17 protein-coding genes and 1 pseudogene are annotated in these 24570 nt (G+C 68.1%); 6 read left to right on the top strand and 12 right to left on the bottom strand.

Annotation, left to right across the window (positions count from 1 at the left end; all coding sequences use genetic code 11):
* Positions 1 to 80 precede the first annotated feature (80 nt).
* Both FRAEUI1C_RS07395 and FRAEUI1C_RS07390 read right to left on the bottom strand, forming a co-directional pair.
* Positions 81 to 398 (bottom strand): 4a-hydroxytetrahydrobiopterin dehydratase, encoded by a 318-nt coding sequence (locus FRAEUI1C_RS07395; protein ID WP_013422666.1) that lies wholly within the window; start codon positions 396 to 398, stop codon positions 81 to 83.
* 12 nt (positions 399 to 410) lie between these two features.
* Entirely contained in the window at positions 411 to 1904 is a 1494-nt protein-coding gene (locus tag FRAEUI1C_RS07390; RefSeq protein WP_013422665.1) for a helix-turn-helix domain-containing protein, read from the bottom strand.
* A gap of 212 nt (positions 1905 to 2116) precedes the next feature.
* On the opposite strand from FRAEUI1C_RS07390, the gene fxlM reads away from it, so the two are divergent.
* Entirely contained in the window at positions 2117 to 3367 is a 1251-nt protein-coding gene (gene fxlM / locus FRAEUI1C_RS07385) for a methyltransferase, FxLD system (protein ID WP_013422664.1), read from the top strand.
* A gap of 47 nt (positions 3368 to 3414) precedes the next feature.
* Positions 3415 to 3576 (top strand): FxLD family lanthipeptide, encoded by a 162-nt coding sequence (locus FRAEUI1C_RS37425; protein WP_013422663.1) that lies wholly within the window; start codon positions 3415 to 3417, stop codon positions 3574 to 3576.
* Between the two features lie 159 nt (positions 3577 to 3735).
* Here the strand turns inward: FRAEUI1C_RS37425 and FRAEUI1C_RS07380 are convergent, their stop codons facing one another.
* The 3 genes from FRAEUI1C_RS07380 to fxsT (FRAEUI1C_RS07375) all read right to left on the bottom strand — a co-directional run bounded on the left by FRAEUI1C_RS07380 (position 3736) and on the right by fxsT (FRAEUI1C_RS07375) (position 7464).
* Positions 3736 to 4302 carry a hypothetical protein gene (locus FRAEUI1C_RS07380; RefSeq protein ID WP_041259005.1) on the bottom strand — a complete coding sequence of 189 codons (567 nt, stop codon included), beginning with the start codon at positions 4300 to 4302 and terminating at the stop codon, positions 3736 to 3738.
* Positions 4303 to 4446 (bottom strand): hypothetical protein, encoded by a 144-nt coding sequence (locus tag FRAEUI1C_RS39385; protein ID WP_157734851.1) that lies wholly within the window; start codon positions 4444 to 4446, stop codon positions 4303 to 4305.
* 252 nt (positions 4447 to 4698) lie between these two features.
* Positions 4699 to 7464, bottom strand: coding sequence for an FxSxx-COOH system tetratricopeptide repeat protein (gene fxsT / locus FRAEUI1C_RS07375; RefSeq protein ID WP_013422661.1), 2766 nt, complete (start codon positions 7462 to 7464; stop codon positions 4699 to 4701).
* A 225-nt stretch (positions 7465 to 7689) separates the two neighbouring features.
* Here fxsT (FRAEUI1C_RS07375) and FRAEUI1C_RS39380 point away from each other — a divergent pair, with 225 nt between their 5' ends.
* Complete coding sequence (locus tag FRAEUI1C_RS39380; RefSeq protein WP_157734849.1) at positions 7690 to 7980, top strand: hypothetical protein; 291 nt, start codon at positions 7690 to 7692, stop codon at positions 7978 to 7980.
* 493 nt (positions 7981 to 8473) lie between these two features.
* Here the strand turns inward: FRAEUI1C_RS39380 and FRAEUI1C_RS39375 are convergent, their stop codons facing one another.
* A complete protein-coding gene (locus FRAEUI1C_RS39375) occupies positions 8474 to 8641 on the bottom strand; it encodes a hypothetical protein (RefSeq protein WP_157734848.1) in 168 nt (55 codons plus the stop codon).
* Positions 8642 to 8881: 240 nt separating this feature from the next.
* Here FRAEUI1C_RS39375 and FRAEUI1C_RS41850 point away from each other — a divergent pair.
* Together FRAEUI1C_RS41850 and FRAEUI1C_RS07365 are read left to right on the top strand one after the other, a co-directional pair.
* Positions 8882 to 9394: pseudogene (locus tag FRAEUI1C_RS41850) on the top strand (DUF488 domain-containing protein); the annotation flags it as partial.
* A 293-nt stretch (positions 9395 to 9687) separates the two neighbouring features.
* Positions 9688 to 11631 carry a DUF4407 domain-containing protein gene (locus FRAEUI1C_RS07365; protein ID WP_013422660.1) on the top strand — a complete coding sequence of 648 codons (1944 nt, stop codon included), beginning with the start codon at positions 9688 to 9690 and terminating at the stop codon, positions 11629 to 11631.
* Between the two features lie 3 nt (positions 11632 to 11634).
* Here the strand turns inward: FRAEUI1C_RS07365 and FRAEUI1C_RS07360 are convergent, their stop codons facing one another.
* From FRAEUI1C_RS07360 to FRAEUI1C_RS07340, 4 genes are all read right to left on the bottom strand, one after another.
* Positions 11635 to 12888 (bottom strand): tetratricopeptide repeat protein, encoded by a 1254-nt coding sequence (locus FRAEUI1C_RS07360; RefSeq protein WP_013422659.1) that lies wholly within the window; start codon positions 12886 to 12888, stop codon positions 11635 to 11637.
* 81 nt (positions 12889 to 12969) lie between these two features.
* Positions 12970 to 15843 carry an FxSxx-COOH system tetratricopeptide repeat protein gene (fxsT, locus tag FRAEUI1C_RS35975; RefSeq protein WP_013422658.1) on the bottom strand — a complete coding sequence of 958 codons (2874 nt, stop codon included), beginning with the start codon at positions 15841 to 15843 and terminating at the stop codon, positions 12970 to 12972.
* 802 nt (positions 15844 to 16645) lie between these two features.
* On the bottom strand, positions 16646 to 18040 hold the full coding sequence (locus FRAEUI1C_RS07345; RefSeq protein ID WP_013422657.1) for an acyl-CoA reductase: 1395 nt from the start codon (positions 18038 to 18040) through the stop codon (positions 16646 to 16648).
* On the bottom strand, positions 18037 to 19377 hold the full coding sequence (locus tag FRAEUI1C_RS07340) for a long-chain-fatty-acid--protein ligase (protein ID WP_013422656.1): 1341 nt from the start codon (positions 19375 to 19377) through the stop codon (positions 18037 to 18039). The genes FRAEUI1C_RS07345 and FRAEUI1C_RS07340 overlap by 4 nt, the downstream gene beginning before the upstream one ends.
* 201 nt (positions 19378 to 19578) lie before the next feature.
* Here FRAEUI1C_RS07340 and FRAEUI1C_RS07335 point away from each other — a divergent pair, with 201 nt between their 5' ends.
* The gene (locus FRAEUI1C_RS07335; RefSeq protein WP_013422655.1) at positions 19579 to 20223 is read left to right on the top strand and encodes a TetR/AcrR family transcriptional regulator; all 645 of its coding nucleotides are present in this window, start codon (positions 19579 to 19581) and stop codon (positions 20221 to 20223) included.
* A gap of 425 nt (positions 20224 to 20648) precedes the next feature.
* On the opposite strand, the gene FRAEUI1C_RS07330 is transcribed toward FRAEUI1C_RS07335, so the two are convergent.
* Positions 20649 to 22574 carry a TolB family protein gene (locus tag FRAEUI1C_RS07330; protein ID WP_013422654.1) on the bottom strand — a complete coding sequence of 642 codons (1926 nt, stop codon included), beginning with the start codon at positions 22572 to 22574 and terminating at the stop codon, positions 20649 to 20651.
* A 615-nt stretch (positions 22575 to 23189) separates the two neighbouring features.
* Entirely contained in the window at positions 23190 to 24533 is a 1344-nt protein-coding gene (locus tag FRAEUI1C_RS07325; protein ID WP_232425335.1) for an amidohydrolase family protein, read from the bottom strand.
* Positions 24534 to 24570: the final 37 nt, after the last annotated feature.

Genomic DNA, 24570 nt, shown 5'->3' with positions numbered 1-24570 from the left:
CAAGCCAGAGATGCAAAGAGACCCAGGCTCGGCGCCCAGCGAACCGATTCTGCATGGCCGGAGCAACGCCAACCGGGCGCTTACTCCGCGGCCGTGATGTATCCCGCCAGGACCTGTTCGATGCGGTCGACGAGGAGGAAGTCGAGTTCGGTGATTTTCTGGCCGGCGGTGTAGGTGGTGAGGCTGAAGTGGAGGGTCTCCCAGCGCAGGTCGATGTCGGGGTGGTGTTGGAGTTCCTGGGCGGGGGTCATGACGTCGTTGAGGGCTTTGACGGAGGCGTAGTAGTCGAGGCGGAACGTCTTGTGGATCTCCTCGCGGTCGGGCGCCTTCTCCCAGCCTTCGAGCTGGGCGAGCCGGCGGGTCACCTCGTCGGCTGGCAGCGGGTCGCGTAGTCCCATCGTGTCGTCCTCCTACAGCGTCGCGAGCAGGTCCTTGGCCTCGCGTCCTGGTTGGGCGTCGTGCCAGGGCGTGAGCTGGTGCCACACGTCGTGAAGTTCCTGGCGTAGCCGGGCCGAGCCGGTCTCGCGGGCGATCGTGACGGCGTCGTCGATCGCGCCGACGGCCTCGTCCGGCTGCTCGGCCTGTGCGTAGGAAAGAGCGAGCCGGGTCTGGTAAACGCCCGCGTCGCGGCGAGCCCCCGGCGGCAGGGCGCCGATGACCTGCTCCCACAGCGTCCGCGCCTCGGTGCCGAGGCCGAGGCGGTTGTAACAGGTGGCGCGCTGGGCCTCCAGATAGTTCGGAGTCCGGCGGCACGCGTTGTACCAGGGATAGTCGTCGTCGACCCGGGCCAGCAGCGCGGACGCCTGGTCGAGCGCGGTGTCGGTCGCGGTGCGGTCGCCGAGCAGCGCATGGCCGTGGGCGGACTGCTGAAGGGCCTGGACGCGGACCTTCGCGCAGAGGACCGCCTCGTCGGCGAGTGCCGCGTCGGTCAGGTCGAGCGTTCCCGCGCCGTCGCGCTGGTCGGTGCAGATCATCGCCTTGTTCACCAGGGCGTGGCGGATGAGCTGGGCGTCGCCGACCCGGTGCGACAGTTCCAGGGTCTCGTTGGCCCACTGCGACGCGGTGGCGAAGTCACCGGCGTCCTGGCGCAGCCAGGTCAACCGGCCGGTGTAGGCGGCGCTGGTACGGAGTAGATCCTGGCGAATCGCGCCCCGGGAGGCGCCGACCAGCTGACGGGTCAGCTCCTGTTGGACCAGGACGGACGGGATGACAGCGCGAGGGCCGTAGACGGCTTCGGCGGCGTAGAAGCTCTCGATCTGGCCGGTCAGGTGGTCGACAACCTGTCCAGCGACCTGTCCCGGTGATTCGACCGGTACGGCCTGCCCACCGACGAGGAGCCCCGCTCCGCTGCCCGCGAGGAACGTCCGCCGGTCGACCGCCACGATGATCACCTCTCCTACCTCGGCGAGGACCCGGTAAGGACCTCCCCCGCCGTCCGCCGCCGCAACGCCGAGGAGTTCCACGTCGGATTCCCTGGATCGCGGTGGATCGGCGGGCTGGCGCTGGCGCGGATCGCCGGGGCGGTCGAACCAGAGGAGGTCGGCGGGGATGCCGAGGATCTGGCTGTAGCGGACCAGCTTGCTGAGCTCCTCCGGTGCGCGGCCGTTCTCGATGCGGCTCAGCTGCGCCTGGGTGAGTCCGAGCCAGCCGGCGACGAGCTCCTGCGGCAGGGCTTGGCCGTGCCACGGGTGGCAGCGGTAGGCGTAGATCACCCGGCCCATGTGCCAGGTGGCGATGGCCTCGCCGATCGCGACTGCCCGCCAGAACTCGTTCGGGACGTCGGGCGGGTGGCCGCGATCGCTGGTCGCCGTGCTCTGGCAGGCGCTGCAGGTCGCCGCCCGGTTGTCGGCTGCGAGGCGGTGGCCGCAGCGGGAACAGTGGCGGCGCGGGCGGTCGCTGGTCATGCCAGGCCGTCTCCCCGGGGTTGCTGGCTGGGCCGGTCAACAGGTGGACGCTAGCACCGGCTGTAGCGGTGTCTATGCGTGATGCGTATGGCCTGTATCCGTTCGTCGCATGGCGGCGCCATTCGGCACGGCCGACGCTCTGAACGGCACAACCAAGCCTCTCCGGGGCGCGACCCGCCGGGAGAGCCAGATCTGGCACCAAGAAGGGGAGCATGAGCAACGCCCGAGTGGAACCCGGCCCCGCTGACGACGACCGAGCCGGAGCGCGGCGAGCGGCGATGGTCCAGCGGCTGCGCGAGCTGGGCGCCGTGCGCGGCGAGGACGTGGCGCGGGCGTTCTCGACGGTGCCCCGGCACCTGTTCGCGCCAGGCGCGAGCCTCGAAGCGGCGTACGCGCCGGAGAACACGGTGCTTGTGCGGCGGGACGACACCGGAGCGCTGGTCAGCACGGTCTCGGCGCCGCACATCCAGGCGATGATGCTGGAGCAGGTACAGGTCCGGCCCGGGATGCGGGTCCTCGAAGTGGGCAGCGGCGGCTACAACGCGGCGTTGCTCGCGGAGCTGGTCGGGCCGTCGGGCGCGGTGACGACGGTCGACATCGACCCGGAGGTCGTCGACCGGGCGCGCAGCTGTCTGGCCGCCGCCGGCTACGACCAGGTGACGGTCGTGCTCGCGGACGCCGACGCCGGTGTCCCGGACCGGGCGCCGTTCGACCTGGTGTTGGTGACCACCGGGATGTGGGACATCCCGCCCGCGTTCACCGACCAGCTCGCGCCTGGCGGCCGTCTGGTCATCCCGCTGCGGCTGCGGGGGCTCACGCGGTCGGTGGTGTTCGAGTCCGCCGGCGGCCGGCTGGTGAGCCGGGGTTATGAGCTGTGCAGCTTCGTCCCTGTGCGCGGGGTGGGCGCCCACCCTGACGAGGTGATCCGCCTCGATGGTGACGATGCGGCGATCCGGTTTGAGGATCCGCCGGACGCCGACCCGGTCTTGGTCCGTCAGGCGGTGTCCTGGCCGCGGGTCGAGGTCTGGTCGAGTGCCAGCGTCGGCGAGGACGGGTCGTTCGAGGGCCTGCTGCTGTGGCTGGCGACCGGGCTCGACAACTTCGGGCTGCTCATGGCCCGGCCGGCAGCCGTCGCGCGCGGCGTCGTCGGCCACGCCTGGCCGCTGGGCATCCCGACGATCGTCGGCAAGGGCAGCTTCGCCTACCTCGCGCTCAGCCCGAAGGCCCCGGGCCAGACGTCGCGTGAGTTCGGCGTGTACGCACACGGCCCGGACGCCGAGGCGCTCGCCGAGCGGATGGCCGCCCGCATCCGAACCTGGGACGGCGGCAGCCTCACCGCGCGCATCGAAGCCTTCCCCGCCGACGCCCCTGACCTCGTGCTTCCCGCAGGTGCCGTGGTTCTCGACCGGCGACACCGGCGACTGGCCGTCTCCTGGCCGACCGCCACCGATCTTCCGAACTGACCCTCGGAAAGCCCCGCACTCCCGCCGTTCTCCAAGGAGGAAATCCCATGACCCCGCCCACGACCGCCGCGGCGCCGGCCGTCGACACGGACTTCGATCTCGACGTGAGCATCGTCGAGTCCGGCCCGATCCTCGACGAGCTGATGCGCCTGACCGACGACAACTGCGGCACCACGTGCCAGAGCGCCTGCACCAACACCTGCGCGTAACGGCGATCGCCGCCCGTCGCTGACCTCGTCGAATCCAGCACGGCCCGGCCGGACACCCCCTCCACCGGCCGGGCCGTGCCATCTGGAGCGAAGGCCCTGACCATGCAGCCTGTCCTCGATGAACGCCTGGGCGGTGACCCGCGGGCGACCGGAGCGGCACTACCAACAGGTGGCGCCACCGCGACGAACAAGACCGTCGGCGAGCTCACCGGCGTGACCCCGGGCCTGACGCCCGATCCGGCCGAACGATTCCTCTGGACCGTGCTCCTCGCCGATGGCACCCGTGCCCTGACACGAGCCGGTCACTGGGCTAAGGCGCTCGATCACGTCCGTCGGCACCGCGGAATCGGCCAACGCCTTCTCGACGGCCGCCAGGTCCTCGTCCTCGCCCACTGCGCCACCGGAGACCACCGCAAAGCCCTCGACTGCCTCGACGCCAGCCTCACGCAGGATCGTTGGGAGAACGCCGTCGCGGCCGCGCTGCGCCTCCTGTGCCTGCGGGCCGGCGACATGCCATTCGAGACGGTGTTCTCGGCGGCCGTAGCGAACTACCTCACGCTCGACGCTGACCGTGCCGACGTCGTCTTCCGCAGCCGTCTTGGCCTCAGCCTCCTCGCCCTCGCGTCGAGCGACTCCAAGGCCGGGCCCATCGTCCGCCGGCTCACTACGGACGCGCAGTGCAACTCTGACGTCTGCGCTGCTGCCCAGATTCGCGACAACCCCCACCTACGACCCAGACGGACCGTCGACGAGCAGGACCGCCTGACCCACATAGTTGCCGAAGCGGGGCCGGCCTGCGGCCTCCTCCCGCCCGAACTCCTCGCGGATCTGAAAATCCTGGCGGCCCTCGCCGAGAGCAATCTCAGACACGCAGTCGCCCGGAGTTCGCCGGCCGGTCCGCCATTATCGGAGTTCGCCCAGCCCCGAACGTGTATTTCGCTCGAATGTCTGAAACGAATGTCTTGGCCTGCGTGGACCCCATACCTTGCTCCAGGACCGCGAGCGCGCCGTGCCGGACCAATGGCACGGGCCATTTCCGACCGACTGCCATCCCATCCCGTGGCGGGACTCCGTTCTTCTCGGTTCCCATCTCGGCCGAGACTGTTGCCCACGGCGAATTAGCTAAAGGAGAAGCGACCTCCGGACACTCACAGTGAATGGATGCTCGTCGCCGAGGAGGTTCCTGCTACGGGTCAGAACCTCTTCGAACAGAGTCCGGGCCGCGTCCTGATCTCCGATCTCTACCAGCACGTCGGCGAGAATCACCGCGATGGTCAGAGTTTGCAGGTGATCGTCACCGTAGGTGGTCCGGCAGCGGGCCAACACGTCCGCAGCAAGTGCGCGGGCTGCCAGATGGTCGCCTTGCTCTGCCAATATCGTGGAAAGGCCCGTGGCGGCGCCCAAAGTCGAAAGGTGATTGTCGCTGAGGGCATCTCGGCCGCGGGCCCAGACCTCCTCGAGGAGCGTCTGGGCTGTGAATATCTCGCCGAGCGAGATAAGGGCGTATCCGAGCTTAGCCATGGCTGTCAGAGTGTCCGGGTGGTCGTCGCCGAGCGTGTCACGGCTTCGGATTACCACCTCATCGAGCATGCTCCGGGCTGCCGAAGCGTCGCCCAAGCACCCCAGCGCGGCCGCGAGATTGGCCGCGGCGCTCAAAGTCCTGGGGTGGTCGTCACCGAAGGCCTCACGGCACCGCGCCAGCACGTCCTCGAACAGCCTGTGCGCGTCCGATAGGTCGCCCAAGGCCAGCAGGGTGCCGGCGAGGTTAGCTGCCGCGTCGAGTGCGTGCGGATGATCGTTACCGAGAACGGCGCGGCGCCGGGCCAGCACCTCCTCGGCTAGCGCGCGAGCGGCAGGTAGGTCACCCAGCAAGGTCAGGGTGGTAACGAGACCGGATGCAGCTGTCAGGGTCGTGGGGTGGTCCTCGCCGAGGATGCCCCGCAGTCTGGTGTGTACCTGCTCTGACAGGGTGCGTGCGGCCGAGAATTCCCCCTTCCCCAGCAGTGCGGCGGCGACACCGATTGCTGCACCGAGCGTCAGAGGGTGGTCGTCACCGAGGGTGGCGCGTCGGCGGGCCAGGATCGCCTCTGCCAGCGCTTGGCCTTCGGCATAGTCGCCCGTCGACAGCAGCGCGGCCGAGAGACCGGAGTCCGCCATCAGGGTGGTGGGGTGGTCGTCGCCGAGGGCGCCGGGGACGCGGGCCCGCACCTCCTCAGCCAGCGTGTGAGCCGAGACGTCGTCGCGAAGCGCGATCAGCGTGCCGACGAGGCCGATCCCGATAGCCAGGGTCTGCGAGTCATGACTACCGAGCCGGCGCGACCAGCGATTGTAAGTGTCGGTGCCCAATACGAGGCTCGCCTGGTAGTCACCGGCCGCATTCAGGAACCAGGGAAGCCGCAGTGCGAGTTGGCGGCAACCGTAGTCGTCGCTGTCCGCCAGGCCGGAAGCGACCGCATGTGGGCGCAGCTGCGCATAACGCGGCCAGTTCGCGGGGAGATCGGGGTCGGCGGGGTCGGCGGCGGCCAGCAACTGGTGTAGAGCGCGGCGCGCAGTGTCCCTGTCGTGTGGCGGGGTGTGTGCGCGGAGGACTGCCTGGACCAATCGGTGTAGCACAAATCCGTGAGGCAGCACTCGAAGCAGGCCTAGCGCGGTCAAAGTTTGGACCAATCGCCCGAAGGACAGCGGATCGGCTGCAAACTCGTCAAGCGGGGCGGGCAGGAGGTGGGCGACACCGGGTCCGATCAGATCGGCGGGGATCGGGTCGTGCCCGCAGTGTGCCCACAGGCGCAGCAGCCAAATGGCCGCCGGATTTTTGAGGCGGTCCACAGCGAGCGTCCATGTCGCTGCAACCGGCACTGGGTAGCCGTCTGGTTTCCCCTCGGCCAAAATCGCCTGGGTCCGTCGGTCGAGCAGGTCGAGGTAGATCTCAACCGCCATGCCGGACTGGTCGAGCCACGCGCCGGCCTGCTCCAAGGCAAGTGGCAGGTCGCCGAGCAGGTCGGCGAGGTGTTCACCCTGCACCTCCAACAGCCTTGGGGCACGACGGCGAAGGAACCGGACCGCCTCGACTCTCCGAAGGACCTCGACGCGCACCGCTTCCGCCAGGCCGGCCCAGGCAGGGTCACGGGAGGTCACTAGCACTTGGCCGCCGCTTCCTGTTGCCCGTAGGAGAGCGGTCAACACCTGCCTGTCCGGATCTTCGGCAGCGGGATCTGGAGGGCTGCCAGCGTCGTCGACCACCACTAGCCAGCGATGTACTCGGCGGTGTCCAGCGAGTAGATCGACGGCGTGCGCCGCGGACTCAGCCGCCGCTCCGTGGATCGCCACTCCAAGACGGCGTGCCAGCTCAGCAAGCCCGCTGACCAGGCCACCAGGTCCGGCCGAGATCCACCAGACGATCTCATAGAAGTCGCGGAACCTGTAGCAGTACTCGACCGCGAGCTGGGTCTTGCCGACGCCGCCGAGGCCGTAAAGCGCCTGGGGAAGCATCGAAACCGCGCCCTTCGCGGAAAACCGCTCGCGCAGCGCGTTCAGTTCGTCATCGCGGCCGGTGAAGTTCGGGTTGCGCAGCCACGGCACATACCAGAGCGGCAGAACGGTCGCGTCGCGATCGAACCCAGGCTCAGCGACTGGGGCCACGGTGCCGAAGGCTGCGTTCGCGGGGTAAAGGGCTGCGGCCACCGCCAGCAGATTCTCCCGCCCGTCTACGAGGGCTCCCGCCGCCAGTAGTCGGGAAACCTCGCTCCAGAACGACCCGGACCCGCCAGCAGGCCACGCCGGATGGCGGCTCCGGGCCAACCCTGCCGCTTCCACCAGCTGGCCGGCCGCGACCGGGTCCGCGAACACGTCTGCTAGAGCCCGGATCTCCTCCGGAGTCAACCCGTGCACCTCTCACCGCCGCTCGCCAATGCACCGGAGCGTTTGGCTCCATTGCAGAGACGACCAGCATCCCACCTCCGAGGTCCGTGATCATGGCCTCCGCATGAACCTAGCCCGGACTAGCGTCACCCCCTACTACGGCGCCCATCAACTCGACGCTAGCGAGCAGCCTCCTCTGCCGCAGTAACAGCCCGCAGACGCGCCACGCGGGGAGCGTCGCTCCACGGTCGTCACGTGGCTGGCCGAAATCCACGCCGCGACCAAAAAATCAAGAAGGCATTCACTATCATTCAGATCGAGTTCAGACTTCTACTGGATTTTTGTTCGGCTGGACCAGCTCTCCTCGACGGCCTGCCCGATGACTGGCTAGAGGCCTACCTCGCCTGGACGAGTTCAGATGGCAGGTACGACCCATCAGTGGTCTCCGCCACGCCCCGGCACACATGGAAATTGCAGCTGCGCCGCAATTTCCGTGGAGTCATCGCGATCAACGTCGCGGTGCATCAACCTGTGCATCGTGGGTGAATGTCATTGTGTGCCGTCGCGTCCGCCAACGGGCACGAGCGATGAGATTGTCGTAGTCGTTGCAGTGGTCAGCGCCCAGGCGAGGCGCGGCCGGCGACGGAGTTTGGTTGTTGTCACCGTTTCGCGTTCGGTGCGTGGCAGTGGGGCTCTGGGTCTGATTCCGGCGTAGAGGGCCAGCCGGCGTGGGGCCGGCGTCGTAGCGTCCCGCGTTGGAGAGGTAGACGGCCATCCATGCCTTGCTGGGCTTTGGGAAGGGGTTGCCAGGTCGTCGCGGCGTCTGTTGCCAGCCAGGCGCGCAGCCGCGCGTCCGAGGGAGACCAAGCGGGGGTCCGGGTCGGCGGCGGCGCGCAGGTCCGCTTCCACGCTGTGCCAGCCGCCGGCTTCCCGGGTGAGAAGCCAGGCCGGCCTGGGCCGTTCCGCAGGACGCGGATCTTCCCCAGGACGGCCTGGAACAACGGTTCCGGTCCCGGCGGCACTTGCGCCGCCCATGTGATCACTGCCCCGGGAAGTCGGGCTCCTCGGTGATCTTGCGTCGGCTGCGGACGATCATTCGATCGAGGCGGCCGCGTGCCTTCTCGCGGTCGATACGGACGCGGCTCATCAGCCACGCACCGCCCGGCTCGCGAATGGCGCGATCGTACTCGTTCGGAAGGGCAGGCATGCCGGCCGGATCTGGGCGGCGGATCTTGCCTGATCATGCCCATGGCGAGGACAACAACACGATCGGGCACGTCGAGACAGGCTGACCGTCAGCGAGGATACGGAGCACACGGTGGTGCGAGTCAAGCGCGCCCATGACGCCCCAGAGTCCGAAGGCGGGTTGCGGGTCCCAGCCGAGCGACTGCGGCCGCGGCGCCTGTCGAAAGAGCGCGCCGCCGTCGACCAGTGATGCAAGGAGGTCGCTCCCAGCGGACAGCTACGTACCTTTTACGGCCAACACCAGATTCGTTTCTCGGACTTCGGCAACCGCTACCGGGCCGAGTTCAACGAGAATCCCGCGGTCGGCCGCCTCCGCGAAACTGTGGCAACGCTCCCGACGAGGACGTTTCTCTATGCAGCCAAGGACGAGGCCATCAACCACGCCGTGGTTCTGGTCGATTACCTCGCGCGGCCGGCAGCGGGCTACCGTCGTCAGGCGCGCGAGAGGAGCATCGCGACCGGGCCCGCCGCCTGGACGGACGTCCTCACCGTCCCCAGCATCAGGGGCCTATGGCCGATCGACTTGACCGAACGTGATGACCGCGGATCGGAGCTCCGGTCGCGTCAACGCGCCGCGGTCCGCCAGGGGAGAGCGCAGTTGTGCTACCTCCCATCGGATGAGCGCCAGCGTCGCGCCCCTGAGATCGGGCGCATCGGGCGGGAGCGCCTGACCTGCGGCTCTGCCGCACTTTCGGGAAGTCCCCCGCCGGGCTGAACGCCACGTCTCACAGCGCGAACTCGCCGATCGCTCCGGCGTCTCCGTGGCAATACTGCGGGTCCTGCAGCGCGGCACCGGGGACCTCCGCCTCACGATGCCAGACCGACACACGTCCAGGTCCTCGCCGTCTCATCAGCAGGGCCGGTTGAGCAGCGACTCCCGCCGGGTGGATGATGTGCACGTCGCGACACGCGACAGTCATGGGTCGGGGGGCGCATGAAGATATTTTCCGTCGAGGTCGGCTGCTTTACTCCTGGTGTTTCCCCTACGTCGCCGAGCGGTAGGGGCTGATGTCGCCGGCAGCCGACCGGGTCCGTTCGTCGCTGAAGGTCCTGAGGATCTGGGCGGCGCAGGCGCGCAGTCACGCGGTCACAGCCGTGAAGCAGCTCTGGTGGGAACTGCTCGGGCTGCCGATTCGACTGACGGGCACTCGGCCGAGTGACGTGATGACCGCGGGCCGCCGCGCGGGCTACCGCGCGCTCGGGCTCTCCATGGTGGTCGTCATCGCCATTCACTGGATCTGCGCGCGTATTTTCCTGACGCTCGCCCTCGACGCCCAGGCGCTGCGCGACCTGACCGGCTCATCGAGCACCAGGGGCGCGGCGAGGTTCGTGGGTCACCTGAGCTACTGGGAGGCGGCCACCGTCTGGGCCATTTTCATCTACGCGCTTGAGCTTTCCATCACCAGCCAGGTCGGGACGTCTTCGGTACGCGCGGCGACGACCAAGTCCGGCCGGCGCCACAGCGTTCATCGGCTGTACGGGCTCTGGGGCCGGGTCGGTGTCGCTATCGTGTTCGGTGTTCTCGTCTCCGAGATGCTCGTGCAGCTGCTTTTCGCGCCGAGCCTGACCCGAGTGGTGGCCGCCAACCATTCCAAGGAGAACACGGCCGCAGTCAATACGGAGACGAACACGGCGACCGGCGCGCAGGCGAACGGGCTGGTCGATGCGAAGGGGCAGCCCACCGGTGTCTACGCCCAGCTGCTCAACCAGCAACGCCAGCTGCAGAAAAATAAGAACGCCGCGCGCGAGCGGCTCGCCTGCGAGCAGAATGGTAACGTCAGCCACCTGACGAATGATCCCGAAACCACAGTCGACTGTGCCTCCTTCCCAGGAACGGGCCGGCCGGGTTACGAGGTCGCGGCGACTGCGCGCGATTCGGATCTGACCACGGCGACGAAAGCCCTGGACGAATGGAACGCCAAGAACGGTTCCACGCTCACGCAACTGCAGAACGAAGCCGGCGAGATTCAGGGAAAGACGCACGACCGCACGCTCGACAGCCAGACCGCCATAGCCGCCGACGACGGCATCGGGCCACGCATCGAGGCAGGGATCGACTACCTCGAGGAACGCCCGACCACCCGACTGCCAACCCGCCTGGTCCTGTTGCTCGCCGGTGTCCTCATCGACCTGGTACCCCTCATCATCAAGCGGAGCCTGGTAGTCGCCTCCACCGACAGCGAGGGCCGTCAGGTGAGTGGCGAGGTCGTCGCGGCGCAGATGGAGCTCGAGGTCGGCATTCTCGAGGTCAGGCTGAAGGCTGCCGCCCGTCGGCGCGAGCTGTATCAGAAATACGGTATGGCGTTCGAAGGCGGCGTGTACTCCTCCGACGACCTGACAGACCAGGGAGCCTCGAAGTTCGAGGAGGACGTTAAACCGGTCTTCGATGCGCTCCATCTCGAGGTCGCCCTGGCCGGCGACGTGATTCGCGGCTCCTGGATGCGCATGTACCTGCTGCGGCCGGTGGGTGGCTACACGGCGGAGGCCGTCCGTCTGGAAGCGCGCCGCGCGCTGGATGCCGTCGCGCCGGCGAGTGCCAGCAGCTCCGCCGAGCTCGACGAGGCCGCGCGGCGAGGCGGTCAGGCAGTGCTGGGATTCTTCCGTGAGACCTCGATGCTGGCCGGGTTCACCTTGATTGCCGGGCCGCTGGTCCTCGCGCGCCACGGCAACGAGGCCGCCGTGACGATGCTCGACGAGGCCGACAGCCCCAGTGACTACCCGCTCGACCGCCCGGAGCAGGTCGTCGCCCGAGCACGCGAGCGCGGGAATGACCGCGCACGTGATCTGTCCGACTGGTACACCGATGGCCGGGACACCGACCCGCCCGAGGACGGCTATGGTCCGGTTCCGCGGAACGCCGACGCGGCCCCCGGTGCCGGCCGGCCGGCACCGGACCGCGAGCCCTTCGGTGAGCCGGACGACCCACCCGAGATCCAGAACCCGCTGCCGTGAGGACTACCGTCGGCGCCGGGCCTGCATGGCTTCCTCGCACAGTTCGAGGTAGCGCCCGAGTTGCGAGGTCAAAGGGTGGGAGCGGCCAAGGACACGCTGACTCGCCAAGAAGGTCCGCCGCGCGAGTGGCTCGGCCTCGGCCCAGCGCCGGAGCTGGAGTAGCACCGCTACCAACCGCGCGGCCGACTCGAGCGTCACCACACTGTCCGCGCCGAAGATCTCCATCCGGCCGCCGTGGCCGCGTCTCAGCCCTTCGACCGCCGAAGCGTAGCTCGCCTCCCTCGCGTCTCGCTTCTGGTAGCCGCGGGCCAGCCAGATGAGATCCACGCTGACGCAAACCACCGCCTCCAGCGTCAGCGGATGCTTGCCGCCCAGGTGCTTCTCGGCGGACGCAAGGGCCTCGGCATCGAGCCGGTAGGCGTCGTCCGCCTCCTCACGCTCGCGGTGCCAGGCGGCGAGGTTCAACCTCGACATCACCGTGTCCCCGTGATTGGCACCGAGGATTGCGATCCGGTCTCGCAGCGCCGTGCGGAGATGGTCCTCCGCGTCCTGGAGCCGATTCAGCCGGGTGAGGGCCACGCCAAGGTTCGCCCGGGTGGCGCTGGTGGCCGGGTCGCGTGCGCCCAACCGCCGCTCGCGCGCAGCCAGCACCTCGGTCAGGAGCACGGCCGCCGTCTCATAGTCCTTCCCGCCGAGGAGCGCGCTCGCAAGATGGTGCGCCGCGGCCCACGTGTCCAGGTCGTCGACCCCCAGCACGACGGTCAGGTGTCCGCGCAGGCCAGCGGCTAGTTCGCGAGCCACGTCGTATCGGCCAACCGCGTGCAGGTACGTACAGGTCTTCAGAAGGTCCGCGCGCAGGTTGGCGTCGGTTTCGGCGTCCGCGATGCTCTGCGCGGGCGCCCGCAGATAGCCAGCCAGCACGCCCTCATAACGTGGCCAATTCGCCGGGTCGACGGGATCTTCGCGGGCTGAGGGGCGTGGGCCGCTGGCCGGGCGCCGAGCCTTGACGCCGGCGGTGAATACGAAATTTCCCGGACGTTCGTCACTGGCAGCCTCGAGCAGCCTGAGTGCGCCGTCAATCAGCAGGCCGCTGGCGAGCTGACGCGCGGCTCCTTGCCAAAACATCGTGGCGGTCACCGACTCCCAGGTCACGCTGCCCGCGCGTACACCCGCACGAATCAGGATCTCCCTGGCCTCCACGGGCCCGGGAAATGCATCGATCAGCGCCTGTATTTCTTGCTCGGAGAGCTCTTTCATGATTCCACTACTTCTCAATTGCCCGGTCCGCGCGGAATCCCGTTCCGGCGCCAGAGATTGCTCCTGGTTTCGAGCTCCGGTTCATTCCCACCGCTCCTCGGGGCCATCGTCAGCAGCGAGAGAATCGAGCTCATCCGACGCCCGCCGCACCGATTCGCTCAGTGGATGTCGAGCGCCGAGCACCTCCTGGAGCCTGGAAAGGAGATCCCTGAACCTTTCCTTGGCCTCAGATGGGTCACCCTGTGACCGTATGACGAACGCGAGCTCATAGCGGGTCGTCAGTGTGTCGACGTGATCCTCACCCAAAACGCGGGTCCGCCGCCGCAGCAGATCTTCGAACAAGCCCCTCGCCTCCGCGAGGTCACCCCGAACCCGCAAGACGGACGCGACGTTGTGGGCGGCCTTCAGGGCGCTCGGGTCGTCGGCGCCGAACCTGCGCCGCCGCCGGGCGAGCAGATCGCTGAACATCGCCTGCGCGGCCGCATAGTCGCCGCGCTCGCGAGCCACCGACGCGAGGGCATGCGCGGTCGCGAGCGTGCGCGGGTCGTCATTGCCGAGAACCCGACGGCGCCTGGGAAGAAGATCTTCCAAAATCACGTGCGCGCCGGACCAGTCGCCCGCCGCGTGCATGACGACTGCCAGGTAGTGGGTGGTGGTGAGCGTGGCCGGGTGATCCGGGCCTAGAACACGCCGTGCACGTGCGAGTACATCTTCGAACATCTCTCGAGCCGACTCATGATCGCCCTCGGCAGCCAAGGTTGAAGCCAGGTTGTGCGCGGTCACGAGCACGTCAGGGTCGTCCTCGCCGAACGCCCGGCGCGCTCGGTCCAGCACGTCGGAGAAGATCTCGCGCGCCGTTCGGGTGTCGCCCTGGTAGCGAAGCGCGCGGGCGAGATTGTGCTCGGCTTTCAGAGTGACGGGGTGGTCCTCTCCGAGGGCGGTGCGCGCCCGGCTGACGAGGTCGGCGGACATCTCCCGCGAGGAGGCCGGGTCACCACCGTCGAGGATCACGGACGCCAGCGAACACCAGGCGCGGAGAGTGTCGCCCGCGTTCTCGCCGAGCGTCCGACGCGACATGTTCAGCAGCTCGTTAAACATGTCGCGTGCGGCGAGATAGTCGCCTTGGGAGCGCGCCACCGCGCCCAGGCTGCCGAGCGTCGTGATCAGATCGGGATGGTCTTCGCCGAGAGGCTCCGACCACCTGCGCAGCGCGTCGGTACCAAGGCGGCGGCCATTCACGTGGTCGCCGAGCGCGGACAGGTGGGAAATGAGAACAATGACGACGCGTCGACTGGCTGCACCGTCGTCACCGACCAGACCGGTCGCAAGCGCGTGGACGTGGATATCGGCGGACCGTTCCAACGCGGCAGGGTTCCGTGTCGACGAAACGAGTTCGCCCTGCGCGAGCAGCGCTCGCGCCACGGCACGCAGTGTTGATCGCAGATCGGCCGGGGTGTCGTCACGCAGTGTCCACTGAGTCAGTCTGTGCATCGAGACGGTGCCGTTCGTGCGGCGGACGCAGGCCAAGGCGACGAGCCGGTCGACCAGCGCAGTGAACAGCGCCGGAGCATCGGCCAGTTCTCGGAGTGGCGGCGGCAGTATGCCGGCCGTCCGGGGCCGGATCAGATCTAGGGGAATCGGGCTGGCGCCGAAATGCGCCCAGAGTTGAGCGAGAAGCAACACGGCTGGTTCCGCCGGTCCCAGCACGTCTTGCGCGACGGCCCAGGTCGCCGCGACCGCCGGTGCCGGCGCGGATCGCTCCTCCCGCGCCTGGCTGTGCGACTGGGCATGCAGCCGGCCCAGGTACTCCGCCGGTTCCATTCCAGTGGCGCCGAGGAACGCCCCCGCCTGGTCCAGAGCCAGCGGGAGTCCCTCGAGCGTCGCCGCCAGTTCGTGTGCGTCCTCGGCGCTGATCTGTGGCACGTGGCCGCGGAGGAGAGACACCGCATCGGCCGTCGGCAGCGCATCGACCTCCAGGGTCCGCATCCTCGTCGACCACCCGGGGTCGCGCGACGTCACCAGTACCTGGCCGTTGCCGGACTGCGCCGCCTGGAGCAGACCGAGTATGACGGCCGACGGCTCCGCGCCGGAGATCCAGTCGCCCAGGGCAGAAGCAGTGTCGTCGACCGCTTCTGGCGCGTCGGCGTCCTGCAGAACCAGCAACCAGCGGCCCTGCGGAGGTCCCCAGGCCAGGAGCGCCGTCACCGCACGGACCGTGTTCATCACGGACCCGGCATGGGAGACGCCGAGCCGATCCGCCAGCCTGGCGAGCGACGCGGTCATCAAGGCCAGGCCATCAGCTCGCACCCACCAGACGACCTGGTATTCGGCGGCGTGGAGGTAGCAGTACTCGACCGCCAGCTGGGTAAGGCCGACACCACCAAGCGCGTGCGGTCGCGCCGGCAGCAGGACTAACGCGCCCGATGCGGCCAGCCCGGCGTTCAGCGCCGCGAGTTCGCCGACGCGGCCCGCGAAGTGCGGGTTCCGTGGCCACGGAAGGTCCCACACGATCGCGCTTTCCGGCGCCACGCCGCCAGCGGCGACAGCCCCGTCGTCCTCGCCCGCCCAAAGACCATCCACGCTGTGCCGTCCCCCCGAACGAACAACCATCGACCGGAGCATGGCCCCGTAACCGAGATCTTTGCCGAAAGATCGGAGTTGGTCTATGAGGAGATCGATGTCGGCGAGGACAAGCCGCACGAACCCGACCATCCGGACTTCGAGCCGTAGCCGTCGGATCCCCGCGCGGCGCTGGTTGCGCACGAAATTGCCGGCGATTCCAAACAGCCACGCCCTGGTCTCCTCCGAGGTGGCGGGGCTGCCCTGCCAATGCCGCCAAGCCGCGAGGAAGGTCTCCGACACGACGTCCCAGGCGGCGTCACTACCAAGGCGTCGCTGCGCGAACCGCAGGACCGCCCCGCGGTGCTCCCCGAACAGCGCCTCGAACGAGGGCACGGTGCACAGGGGCAGTCCTTTCGCGGGTCCTCATCCGTCAATGTCCAGCACCCCTCACCCGGTTACATCCCACCGTCCAATCGACCGCCCTCACCCTGACCCTCGCCGGGCCCCCCGCGTCGCGCACCTGTCGCGCCTACGCTGCTTCTCCGGGCATGCGGGGACGCCAAAACGCGAGCCGGCGCGGTCGCGCCCATCCCCGCAGACCGGCAGGAGCGACCGGACCGGCCGGCGGCGGGCCAGGCGCGCGTCGGAGAGATCGAGCTGGCCGATGATCTCCCTCGCCGCCAGGCGATCAACCTCCCGCGGCCCCGCCATCAGTCGTGGGCGACGCTCGTAATGCCCATGTATCGCGATCCAGAAAGCCAGAGCCGCCCTGCCGAGATCGGATGGGCCGCCAGCGGGAGCCCGCGTACCGGACCGGGCTCGGATCGACATCACTGTGTGTCATTGACAGTGTGTTGCAGCTTCTCCGATAGGACGGCGGATCGATGACGCCGACGTGATGCCGAACTGCACAGCACAGCGCGCCCCGGTGAAGCACATTGCGGCATGTACCGACGGCGGCCAAGGCTCGGGAGGCCTTGCTGGGCGGACGACGCGGCATCAAACGATCTTCGCCGGCACGCGGCGCTGGCGCTGTTGCCGACCGTCGTGGTGGCGGCTGACCCAGGCGGCGGTGCCAACAGTCAGGACGGTGCCTCGGTGGTAGGGGTGGCGACGGGAAGCGATGTCGATCACGCGTCCATCCGCGGGTCAAGGTGGGCGCAGGCTCGTCACCAGAGGCGAGTTCGTGTCGTCGCTACCGTTCGATGTCGTCGTCGCCCATCCAGTGGACGAAGCGTTGGAGGGCGAACATCGCGTCGTGTGGGCCTCCTGGCACGTGCATGTTCGCTGTGCCGACGCGGCAGACTCGCTGGGCGCCGGCGCTTGCTAGGGCGTCGCGCAGTTCGGCTTTCCGGTGCCAGGGATAGACCCCGACGGTCTGCGTCGCGACGGTGACGTAGCTCAGCGCGTTTTCGAGCGAGGGGACGATGACGACGTTGGACGTCTTGTTCGTGGGGTGGAAGTCGACGGGCTGGTCGGATAGAACGACTAGGCCGTGGCCGTCGAATCCGCCCCACAGCGTGAGGTCACCCATGGTGGCCATGACTTCGACTTCGTCGCGGAGGTCTCGTGGAGGGGGCGGGGCCTGCGCGGAGGCGAAGGTCCGGTCGACGGCGAGCCGGGCGGCCAGTGCGGCGCAGAAGTCCTCGATCTGGTCCCGTTCGCCTTCCATGAAGACGAACCGGCTGGCCAGGCAGGCTTCCTGGTTGAACACGGTGGTGTCCTCGGCGACCCGTTCGGCGACCTCACCGACCGTGTCCGGTGAGGCGAACGCTTCCCGGCCGATCAGCGAGATCGACGACTTGGGGTCGAAGGATACGAGTTGGATGCCGGGTCCGAGGTATTTGATGACGTTCATGATGGCCGGGCCGCCTCCCCAGGCGACGATCCGGTCGAAGAACTGCGGTCGGTAGAGGGTGCTCTCGACGGTCTCGTCGCCGCCCTGCCAGTACACGGCGGACATCGATCGCACGACTGGGTGGTTGGGGTCGATCTCGGCCATGGTCCGCAGCACGGCGACGGTGGTGAACGGGTCGCTGGACGGCATCTTGAACAGGTTGATGGCTTTGACCAGGGCCCCTTGTGCGATCGAGGCGATACAGCCCGCCGGGGCGTTGCCTGCCAGCATGTGCACCATCCGGGGTGGGAAGGCGCGAAGATGGCCTTTGTTTCCATGCTTATCGGTTCGCGTCACCCACCCGTCCAGAGCATCCGGGCCGCCGAAGTTCGAGGTGATCATCGACTCCAAGGACGCACGGGACAGCAGGTCCGGCGCTGTGCGGTACAGGTTTTCGACGACCCGTCGTGGCAAGGGGTTGGTCGCGGCCAGCATCTCCAGGCAGGACTGCATGTGCGGGTTGTGGTCGAGCGCGAGCGCATGACCGGTCTCGACCAGGAAGTCGATGATCTCCGAGACCTTGACGTCCAGCAGCGGTGGCAGGGTGGAGCGGGGGGTGACCACCTGGTCCAGGTCCAGTTCGGGGGTGGTGAAATCCGCGCCGAGATCGCGGGAGGTGTGCCGGACGGTCTCCCCCTCGACGAGGGTGCCGCGGACGAAGAACGGCGCGGTGTGGACGCCGCCCGTGGTCATGCCACACCCCTTACATAGGCGTCGATCGTGCCGGCACAGGTGATCTTGTCGCCACTGGCGAGGTCCGAGAAACGTACGATCTCCGGACCGATGGTCGGGCCCTGGTGACCGCAGGCGCAGGACCGGACATCGATGGAGATCCGGTCGCCGGAGATGATCCCGCCCCAGCGGCCGTCCAGGGACAGGTCCAGGAACGCCGCTCGTGCCTGGATTTCGCCGCCTGTGGTGTCCAGCAGCTGCTCTCCTGGCTCGTCGAGCGGCAGCGCGATGACCCAGGGCGCTACGTGGTAGCGACCCGCGGCGCAGCGGGGGAACGGTGTGTTGAGCTCCTGCATCGAGTACAGGTGGAAAACGTGTCGCTCTCGGACGCTGAACGTCTCCAGAATGACCTCGCGGTAGTCCGGCGGAAGCGACACACCCTTCAGCCCGCCTCCGGTCAGCACCGCGTTATCCGAGTGGAAACCCGTGCCGAAGCCCTGCTCGCGGACGGCGATGGCAAGCGGGTAGAGGCTGGGAAAGAACCCTGTCAGCAGCAGCCTGTGCTCACGGGACTTGATGAGGGCCGCAACGGCGTCGGCCTGTGCGGCGTCGAGGTTCGCCTGCCGCTCGCCGCTCAGTCGTTCGAACTCGGCGATCTCTGCCGCGCGCGCAGTCCCTTCGGTGATCCGCCTGCGCAGCAGGATCATCGCCATGGTCGAGCCGACGCTGATCGGCGGGACCGGTAGCTGGTACGGCTCTTCCGTCGGTGAGCCGTATGCGGCGATCATCGCTTCGCGGATGCGTTCGTTCCGCGTGACGGTCGTACGCGGGCCGAGCCCGAAGAACTTTCGATCGTTGGCGGGCCTGATGCCGGTCGCCCACGCGAACGAGGAAACGTTCGCCCGCGACGAGAAGTCTAGATCCGCGTCGGTGGCGCCCAGCATCGCAGGCTTTCCTGTTGTCCCTGACGAGCACGCGACGAAGCGCCCCTCGGTCTCAAGCCGGGCGATCCACTCGTCGAGCCCGTCCACGCCCGCGAAGCTGGCGTGCCCGGGGTAGGTCGACACGGTCTGCAGCCATCGGGCCATCCGATCCCACTGGCCGGCTGCCAGCCACGACTCGCCGTAGCTCTTGTAGGTGTTGTGCGCGAACAACAACGGGACGAGGTCGGCCGACCGTGTGATCTTGGTCAGGCCGCTGCTGTCCAGGCGGTTCTTCAGTAGCGGAATTCGCGCCGCGCGGGTCTCCAGTCGCTCGTTCGCCGCGGCCAGCTGCAGCGGCACGAGATCTTCGACGGGTCGGTCGTAGCGATCATCCGCATCGCGTAGGCGGAGTAGCTGCTCAAGTGCCGAAGTCATAGGACCTCCTCGGGGACAGGCTCAGCCAGGGAGGGGGCGCGTCACCTCATCGCTGGCTGGCGCTGGTCCAGCGTCCGATAAATAGACTCGTGAGTCAAATTATCCACCACCTTCCACCTTGAGCACTGGATCGACGACGTAAGGTCACCGCCGGTAAAGCTAGACCGACCGGTTCAGTTATCTCGGCGAGACTGTCTGGTCATGGATGGGTCCCGTGCCGCGCAGACCCGGCTGCCCCGTGGCCGACCGACATCGGCGGACGCTGCCCGCCTAGATCGGGACGTCCGCGAAAGCGCACTGCGGCTGTTCCTTGAACATGGCTACGAGGCCACTACCATGGCCGCGATCGCCCAGGCCGCGGGCACGACCAAGGCCACGCTCTACGCCCGATTCCCCAGCAAGGAAGCCGTGTTCGAGCGCGCGTTCGAGTGGGCGATGGGCCGGTCCGACTGGCCCGTGCCCGAACCGGAGCTACCCGACTCTGACAGCCTGGAGGAGACGCTGACGGCGATCGCGGAGGCGGCCGTACGCCGCGCGCTCGACCCGCAGATGGTCGCCGTCTTCAAGATCGCAATTGCACAGGAGGCTCGGTTTCCGGCCCTCGGTCGCCGCGCCCGCCTGGTCCACTGGCCACGGCAACGTCAGGTGGCTGACCTGCTGCGCCGCCACGCCGCCGCTGGCGCGATCGTCGCGGACGAGCCTGAGATCCTCGCCGGGCACTTCCTCGCTATGGTCGCGACCGCGCCGAGCCTGTTCGCGGCGTTCGGCGTCACTCGCGACCCAGCTACCCAGAAGGTTGAGCGGCAGGTGGCGGTCGAGTTGTTCGTGCGGGCCCTACGTCCCTGACGGGTGCCGCTGAGGCCGCCGGAGACGCTGTCCGGGCGGCCTGGTCTTCTGCTGGCTACTCACGGCTGGCCGCTGGGCCGGGACGCGGCGATCGGTCGGCGCGGTTCCCGGCCGACGGCAGCGCGCCGCCGTCGGCGGAATCGACATCGAGGTTCTTCGTGAGCGTTGGACACCTGATCCGCAACCTCGGGCTCGCCAGGAAGCGCTGCTACCGGCTCATCCACCGTCCAGACGTTTCCGGCGGGTGCTGGAGGGGCCGAAGTAGCTCGCGGGGCGGAACCGCTGTGGGTGGCGGTCTCATCGCGTCCGCGAGGCTGCCTTCCCTTCAGTAGGTCCTGGACGGCGTATGGCCGACACGGATGGGGTTATCCGTGTCGGCCATACGCATCCTTGTGCGGTGGTGGAAGCGCCTTACCGCCTAAGGGTCACGTGCTGTTCTGTGGCTGGTGGTAGGCGTGGCCGTTGATGGTGGTGGTCATCGTTCCGGTGGCTTGGAAGTCGTTGGTCAGTAGGTCGATGGTGAGGTGGAAGCCGTCGGGGCTGGTTTTCTTGGTGCTTGGGGTGATGCCGGTCTGGGTGAGGTCGGAGTACCAGTCGAGTTTGGAGACGGTGAGGCTCGGGGCGGCGGCGGTGACTTTCTCGGTGCCGTTGAGGGTGCGCAGGCCGTCGTCGGAGTAGTTGGTGTAGCGGACGGCGATGGTGTCGATCGCGGTCTTCGCCGCGTTCTCGGTGATCGTGACGGCCGCTGTTCCGGTCTTGGCTCCGGCGAGTGTGTAGGAGCCGGTGGGTGGGAAGGGGCGGGTCGGGATCGGGCTGCCGGGGACGTAGGGGGTGCCCCAGGGGACGGTGTCGGAGATCGGGGCGACGGTGGGTGCCGGTGCTGGTTTGCGGCTGGTGAACGTGGCGATCATCAGGCGGGCGGTCCGGCCGCCGGGTTCGGTGGAGGTCTCGCATGTCAGCGGGTTCGCGCCGCCGCAGGCGGGTGGGGTCGCGAGTGCCTGCCAGTAGACGACGGCGGTGCCGTCCGGTGACCAGCGGGGGTCGGCCTCCCCGTTCCAGTTCGGGTCGTTGACCGCGCCGGGGCTGCCGTCGCCGGCGGCGTTGATCTGCTGGCCCTGGTAGGTGCCGCGGTCGCCGTAGCGGTCGATCAGGATGGGCTGGAAGAAGCGTCGCGTCCCGTTGTTGCGCACCGAGGAGACCGCGCCGGGGGTGACCAGGTCGGTGATCGGGGGGATGCCCCGCATGCCGGCGAGGAACTCCTGGCGGTCGGAGCCGCGGGTGTCCATGGCGACGGTCCAGTCGCCGTCGGGCGAGAGGTCGATCGGGTCGGTGTATTCGGGGTTGCTGGTGAGCCGGCGGACTTTGCCGGTGGTCAGGTCGGCGGCGAAGACATCGATGTTGGACGACTCGTCCGGGTAGCCGATGTAGGTGACCTCCTTGCCGTCCTTGCTGAAGCCACGCAGCTCACCCACCGAGATCGCGTTGCGGTTGATCGTCAGCTGGCCGGGGTGGGCCGGATCGACGTACACGGTCTGCTTGTCGGTCGCGGTGTCGAACAGCCGGGTGACCGACGTGAGGTCGTAGCGGGCAGCCAGCGGGGTGCCGGTGGTGGGGTTCGGGTTGAACGTCAGCCGGCCGAGGTAGCCGAACTGCCCGATCGCGCCGCCTGAGAACGTGAAGCTGTTGAAGCCGAGATGGACGTTGTCCGGGTTCAGCCGCAGCTCACGGATACTCCCGCCCTTGCCGGACCCGTCGGCCGTGTTGTTGAACCGGACCGGATAGACATGGACCCGGCCCGGGGCGCAGCCGGTATCGGCGAGCTTGAACGACCCACAGTCGATGACGTTCGTGCCGGCCAGGATCCGCTTGCCGTCGTTGAACGGCTGCGGATAGTCCAGGGCCTCGTTGCGCCCGGCCTGATTCGCGGCCGGGACACCACAGGTCACACACTTCCACGCGTCGCCGCCAGGGAAGGTCGTGCCGTCGGTCCGCACAATGATGATCTGCGGGCCCGCGTAGACACTCGCCGGGTCGGGAGCCGCCGGCGCCCCAGCGAAACTGACCATCGCGGAGACCGCGTGCCCGTCCGGCAGATAGCCACCCGACTGCAGACCGACCGACTGGCCGATACAACCCGTCCCGTGCGGGTTGACCGCCACCGTACAGCCACCCGACGCGGTATTAGTCGTCACCGGAGGCAATGGCAACTCACTGACCGAGATCGGCTCCGGCTTCGGCGCCGGCGGATTACTCACCACCTCGGGAAGCGCGTTGATCCCGGAGGGCGCCGCTCCCGTGGTGCCGGCCGAGCCGGACGACGAGCACGCCGCCACCGCGACCATCAGCGCCATCACCAAGCCCAGTGCCGACCACCGTGGCCCCGCGGCCACAGATGGCAGCCGATGACCAGTCGCGGTCGCTCTAGCGGAGGGGTGTGCTATCTGTGGGGCGGCACGAAAACTCGTCAAACGTAAGGGCATCTTGTCCTCTTATCCCTGCGAAAAGACGGCGACGACCGCCCCTACCCGCCGGAAAACCCGATGTGTTCAACCACCGGGATTCCGGGGGTTTCGCTATTAGAGGCTCCGAGGTCAACATTGGAGCCGTGGTCGAACGAACGGTCCGGTCCGCATCCCGCTTAACACGATGGGGACCTGAAGCATGCTCTGGATCAGGACGTGGGGCGGGTTCTGGTCGGCGTTGCGTGTGACCGTAGACCGCTTGACCACGACGTACGTGTCTGCCATCGCGAAGGTGTACGTGGCGCCCGCGCTCAGGTCGACTGGTCGACCTCGGAGCCTTCTAGAACTTCCCTCGGCGCCGTCGGGTTCATGATCGCTGCGGGTCACGTATTGGGGCGATTGACTACCCGATGCCAGCGGCGGCACCTCGCGCAAGACCGGACAGCGGCCTATAAGCCGTGGAGGCGGCGGTCCTCATCCGGCCTGCTTTGGTCTGTAGGCGGGTCAGCTCCAGCCACCGGCTCCTGTACGGAAGGCGGTGATGCTGGCGCCCGCGGGGACGGCGTCGATCGGGGTGGCGAGCTGTTCGGTGCTGGGAGCGTCGATGTCGCGTGCGATGGCCTGGAGGGCGGTGCGGTCGAGGCCGTAGACGTCGATCGCGTTCTCGCCGACCATCCGCCGGGTGTCCGCCGGTGCCATGGCGTTGAAGGTGTTGCGCAGCGCGAGCCGGGTGACCGACGGCGTGTCCTGGCGGTCGGGATAGACGAAGGTGCCTTCAAGGTGGGGGTAGTCGGATCCCCACAGCAGCTGAGACTGCAGCCCATGGCTGACCGCCTCCTCGACCTCGTACGGCGAGGCGAAACTCGCGCCGAAGAAGACGTTGGCAGTCAGGTATTCGCTGGGCCGTCGTGGTACCTGTTCGAGCAGGGCCTTGTTGAGTGGTTCGTCGCGCTTGGAGACGTAGAAGGCGTACAGCGCGTCGAGTTCGATCGCCTTCGCGGGAAACCAGCTACCAGGCGTCTCTGTGATCACCAGTTTGAGGCCCGGGTGGCGCTCGAAAACACCCGCGAAGATCAGCCACCAGACCGCCCGCTGGGAGAGAAATCCCGCCGACTCCAACTGGATCAGCGCGACGGACTCAAGTCCCGTGTAGCGGGCGGTCATACCCCCGCCGACGTGGGTGACCAGCGGCATCCCGAGTTCTTCGCAGGCCGACCACAGCGGTTCCCACAGACGCCGGTTGTACTCCGGTAGTTCGCCGTCGCGCATCGCCGGGAAGTTCACCCCCCGCAGCCCGGCCTCCCGGGCCCACGCCACCTCCGCGACGGCGGCGTCCACGTCCCACATCGGCAGGTAGGCGAGGCCGATGTGGCGATGCGGTGCCTGCGCGACGAAGTCGGCGAGCCATCTGTTGTAGATCCGTTGCCCGACGTCGATGAGCTCCCGGTCACCTTGAGGCTTTGGCTTGCCCAACGGCGAGGAGACGAACGGGATCGGTTCCAGGTTCATCGAACCGTGGAAGATCACCCCGGCGGCGATGCCGTCGTGGTCGTAGTCGGCGAGACGCGCCGCTGAGTCGTGGTGCCCGGCGGTACGGAAGTTCGGGTGATCGAGGTAGCCGCTGCCCGCGAGCATCGTCGCCGCGGCCTCCTTGTTCGCACTCTCGCTCGCGGCGAAGCGGTCGAAGTCGTCGAGATACCTCGCCGGGCAGTAGGCGCGCAGGTCCTCGGTCAGCCGTGGCCCGATGTGCGTGTCGTTCGAGACCACGATGACCGGGTCGGTGGATAAAGTCATGGGGTCACCTCCTGTTGATCGGGCCGGCGCAGACACGAACCAGGTGCCGGGCATCTGACGGGACTCGCGACGCGAATCGTTTGACCAGACC

It is taken from the genome of Pseudofrankia inefficax, assembly GCF_000166135.1.
GTDB classification, from domain to species: domain Bacteria; phylum Actinomycetota; class Actinomycetes; order Frankiales; family Frankiaceae; genus Pseudofrankia; species Pseudofrankia inefficax.
Note: the sequence above shows the minus strand (reverse complement) of the source record. Positions and strands in the feature narration are given on the sequence as shown.

Coding starts and splice junctions, on each gene's coding strand:
- FRAEUI1C_RS07395 (WP_013422666.1), bottom strand. CDS start 398: ATGGGACTACGCGACCCGCTGCCAGCCGACGAGGTGACCCGCCGGCTC.
- FRAEUI1C_RS07390 (WP_013422665.1), bottom strand. CDS start 1,904: ATGACCAGCGACCGCCCGCGCCGCCACTGTTCCCGCTGCGGCCACCGC.
- fxlM (WP_013422664.1), top strand. CDS start 2,117: ATGAGCAACGCCCGAGTGGAACCCGGCCCCGCTGACGACGACCGAGCC.
- FRAEUI1C_RS37425 (WP_013422663.1), top strand. CDS start 3,415: ATGACCCCGCCCACGACCGCCGCGGCGCCGGCCGTCGACACGGACTTC.
- FRAEUI1C_RS39375 (WP_157734848.1), bottom strand. CDS start 8,641: ATGCCTGCCCTTCCGAACGAGTACGATCGCGCCATTCGCGAGCCGGGC.
- FRAEUI1C_RS07365 (WP_013422660.1), top strand. CDS start 9,688: ATGTCGCCGGCAGCCGACCGGGTCCGTTCGTCGCTGAAGGTCCTGAGG.
- FRAEUI1C_RS07360 (WP_013422659.1), bottom strand. CDS start 12,888: ATGAAAGAGCTCTCCGAGCAAGAAATACAGGCGCTGATCGATGCATTT.
- FRAEUI1C_RS07345 (WP_013422657.1), bottom strand. CDS start 18,040: ATGACCACGGGCGGCGTCCACACCGCGCCGTTCTTCGTCCGCGGCACC.
- FRAEUI1C_RS07340 (WP_013422656.1), bottom strand. CDS start 19,377: ATGACTTCGGCACTTGAGCAGCTACTCCGCCTACGCGATGCGGATGAT.
- FRAEUI1C_RS07335 (WP_013422655.1), top strand. CDS start 19,579: ATGGATGGGTCCCGTGCCGCGCAGACCCGGCTGCCCCGTGGCCGACCG.
- FRAEUI1C_RS07330 (WP_013422654.1), bottom strand. CDS start 22,574: ATGGCGCTGATGGTCGCGGTGGCGGCGTGCTCGTCGTCCGGCTCGGCC.
- FRAEUI1C_RS07325 (WP_232425335.1), bottom strand. CDS start 24,533: ATGCCCGGCACCTGGTTCGTGTCTGCGCCGGCCCGATCAACAGGAGGT.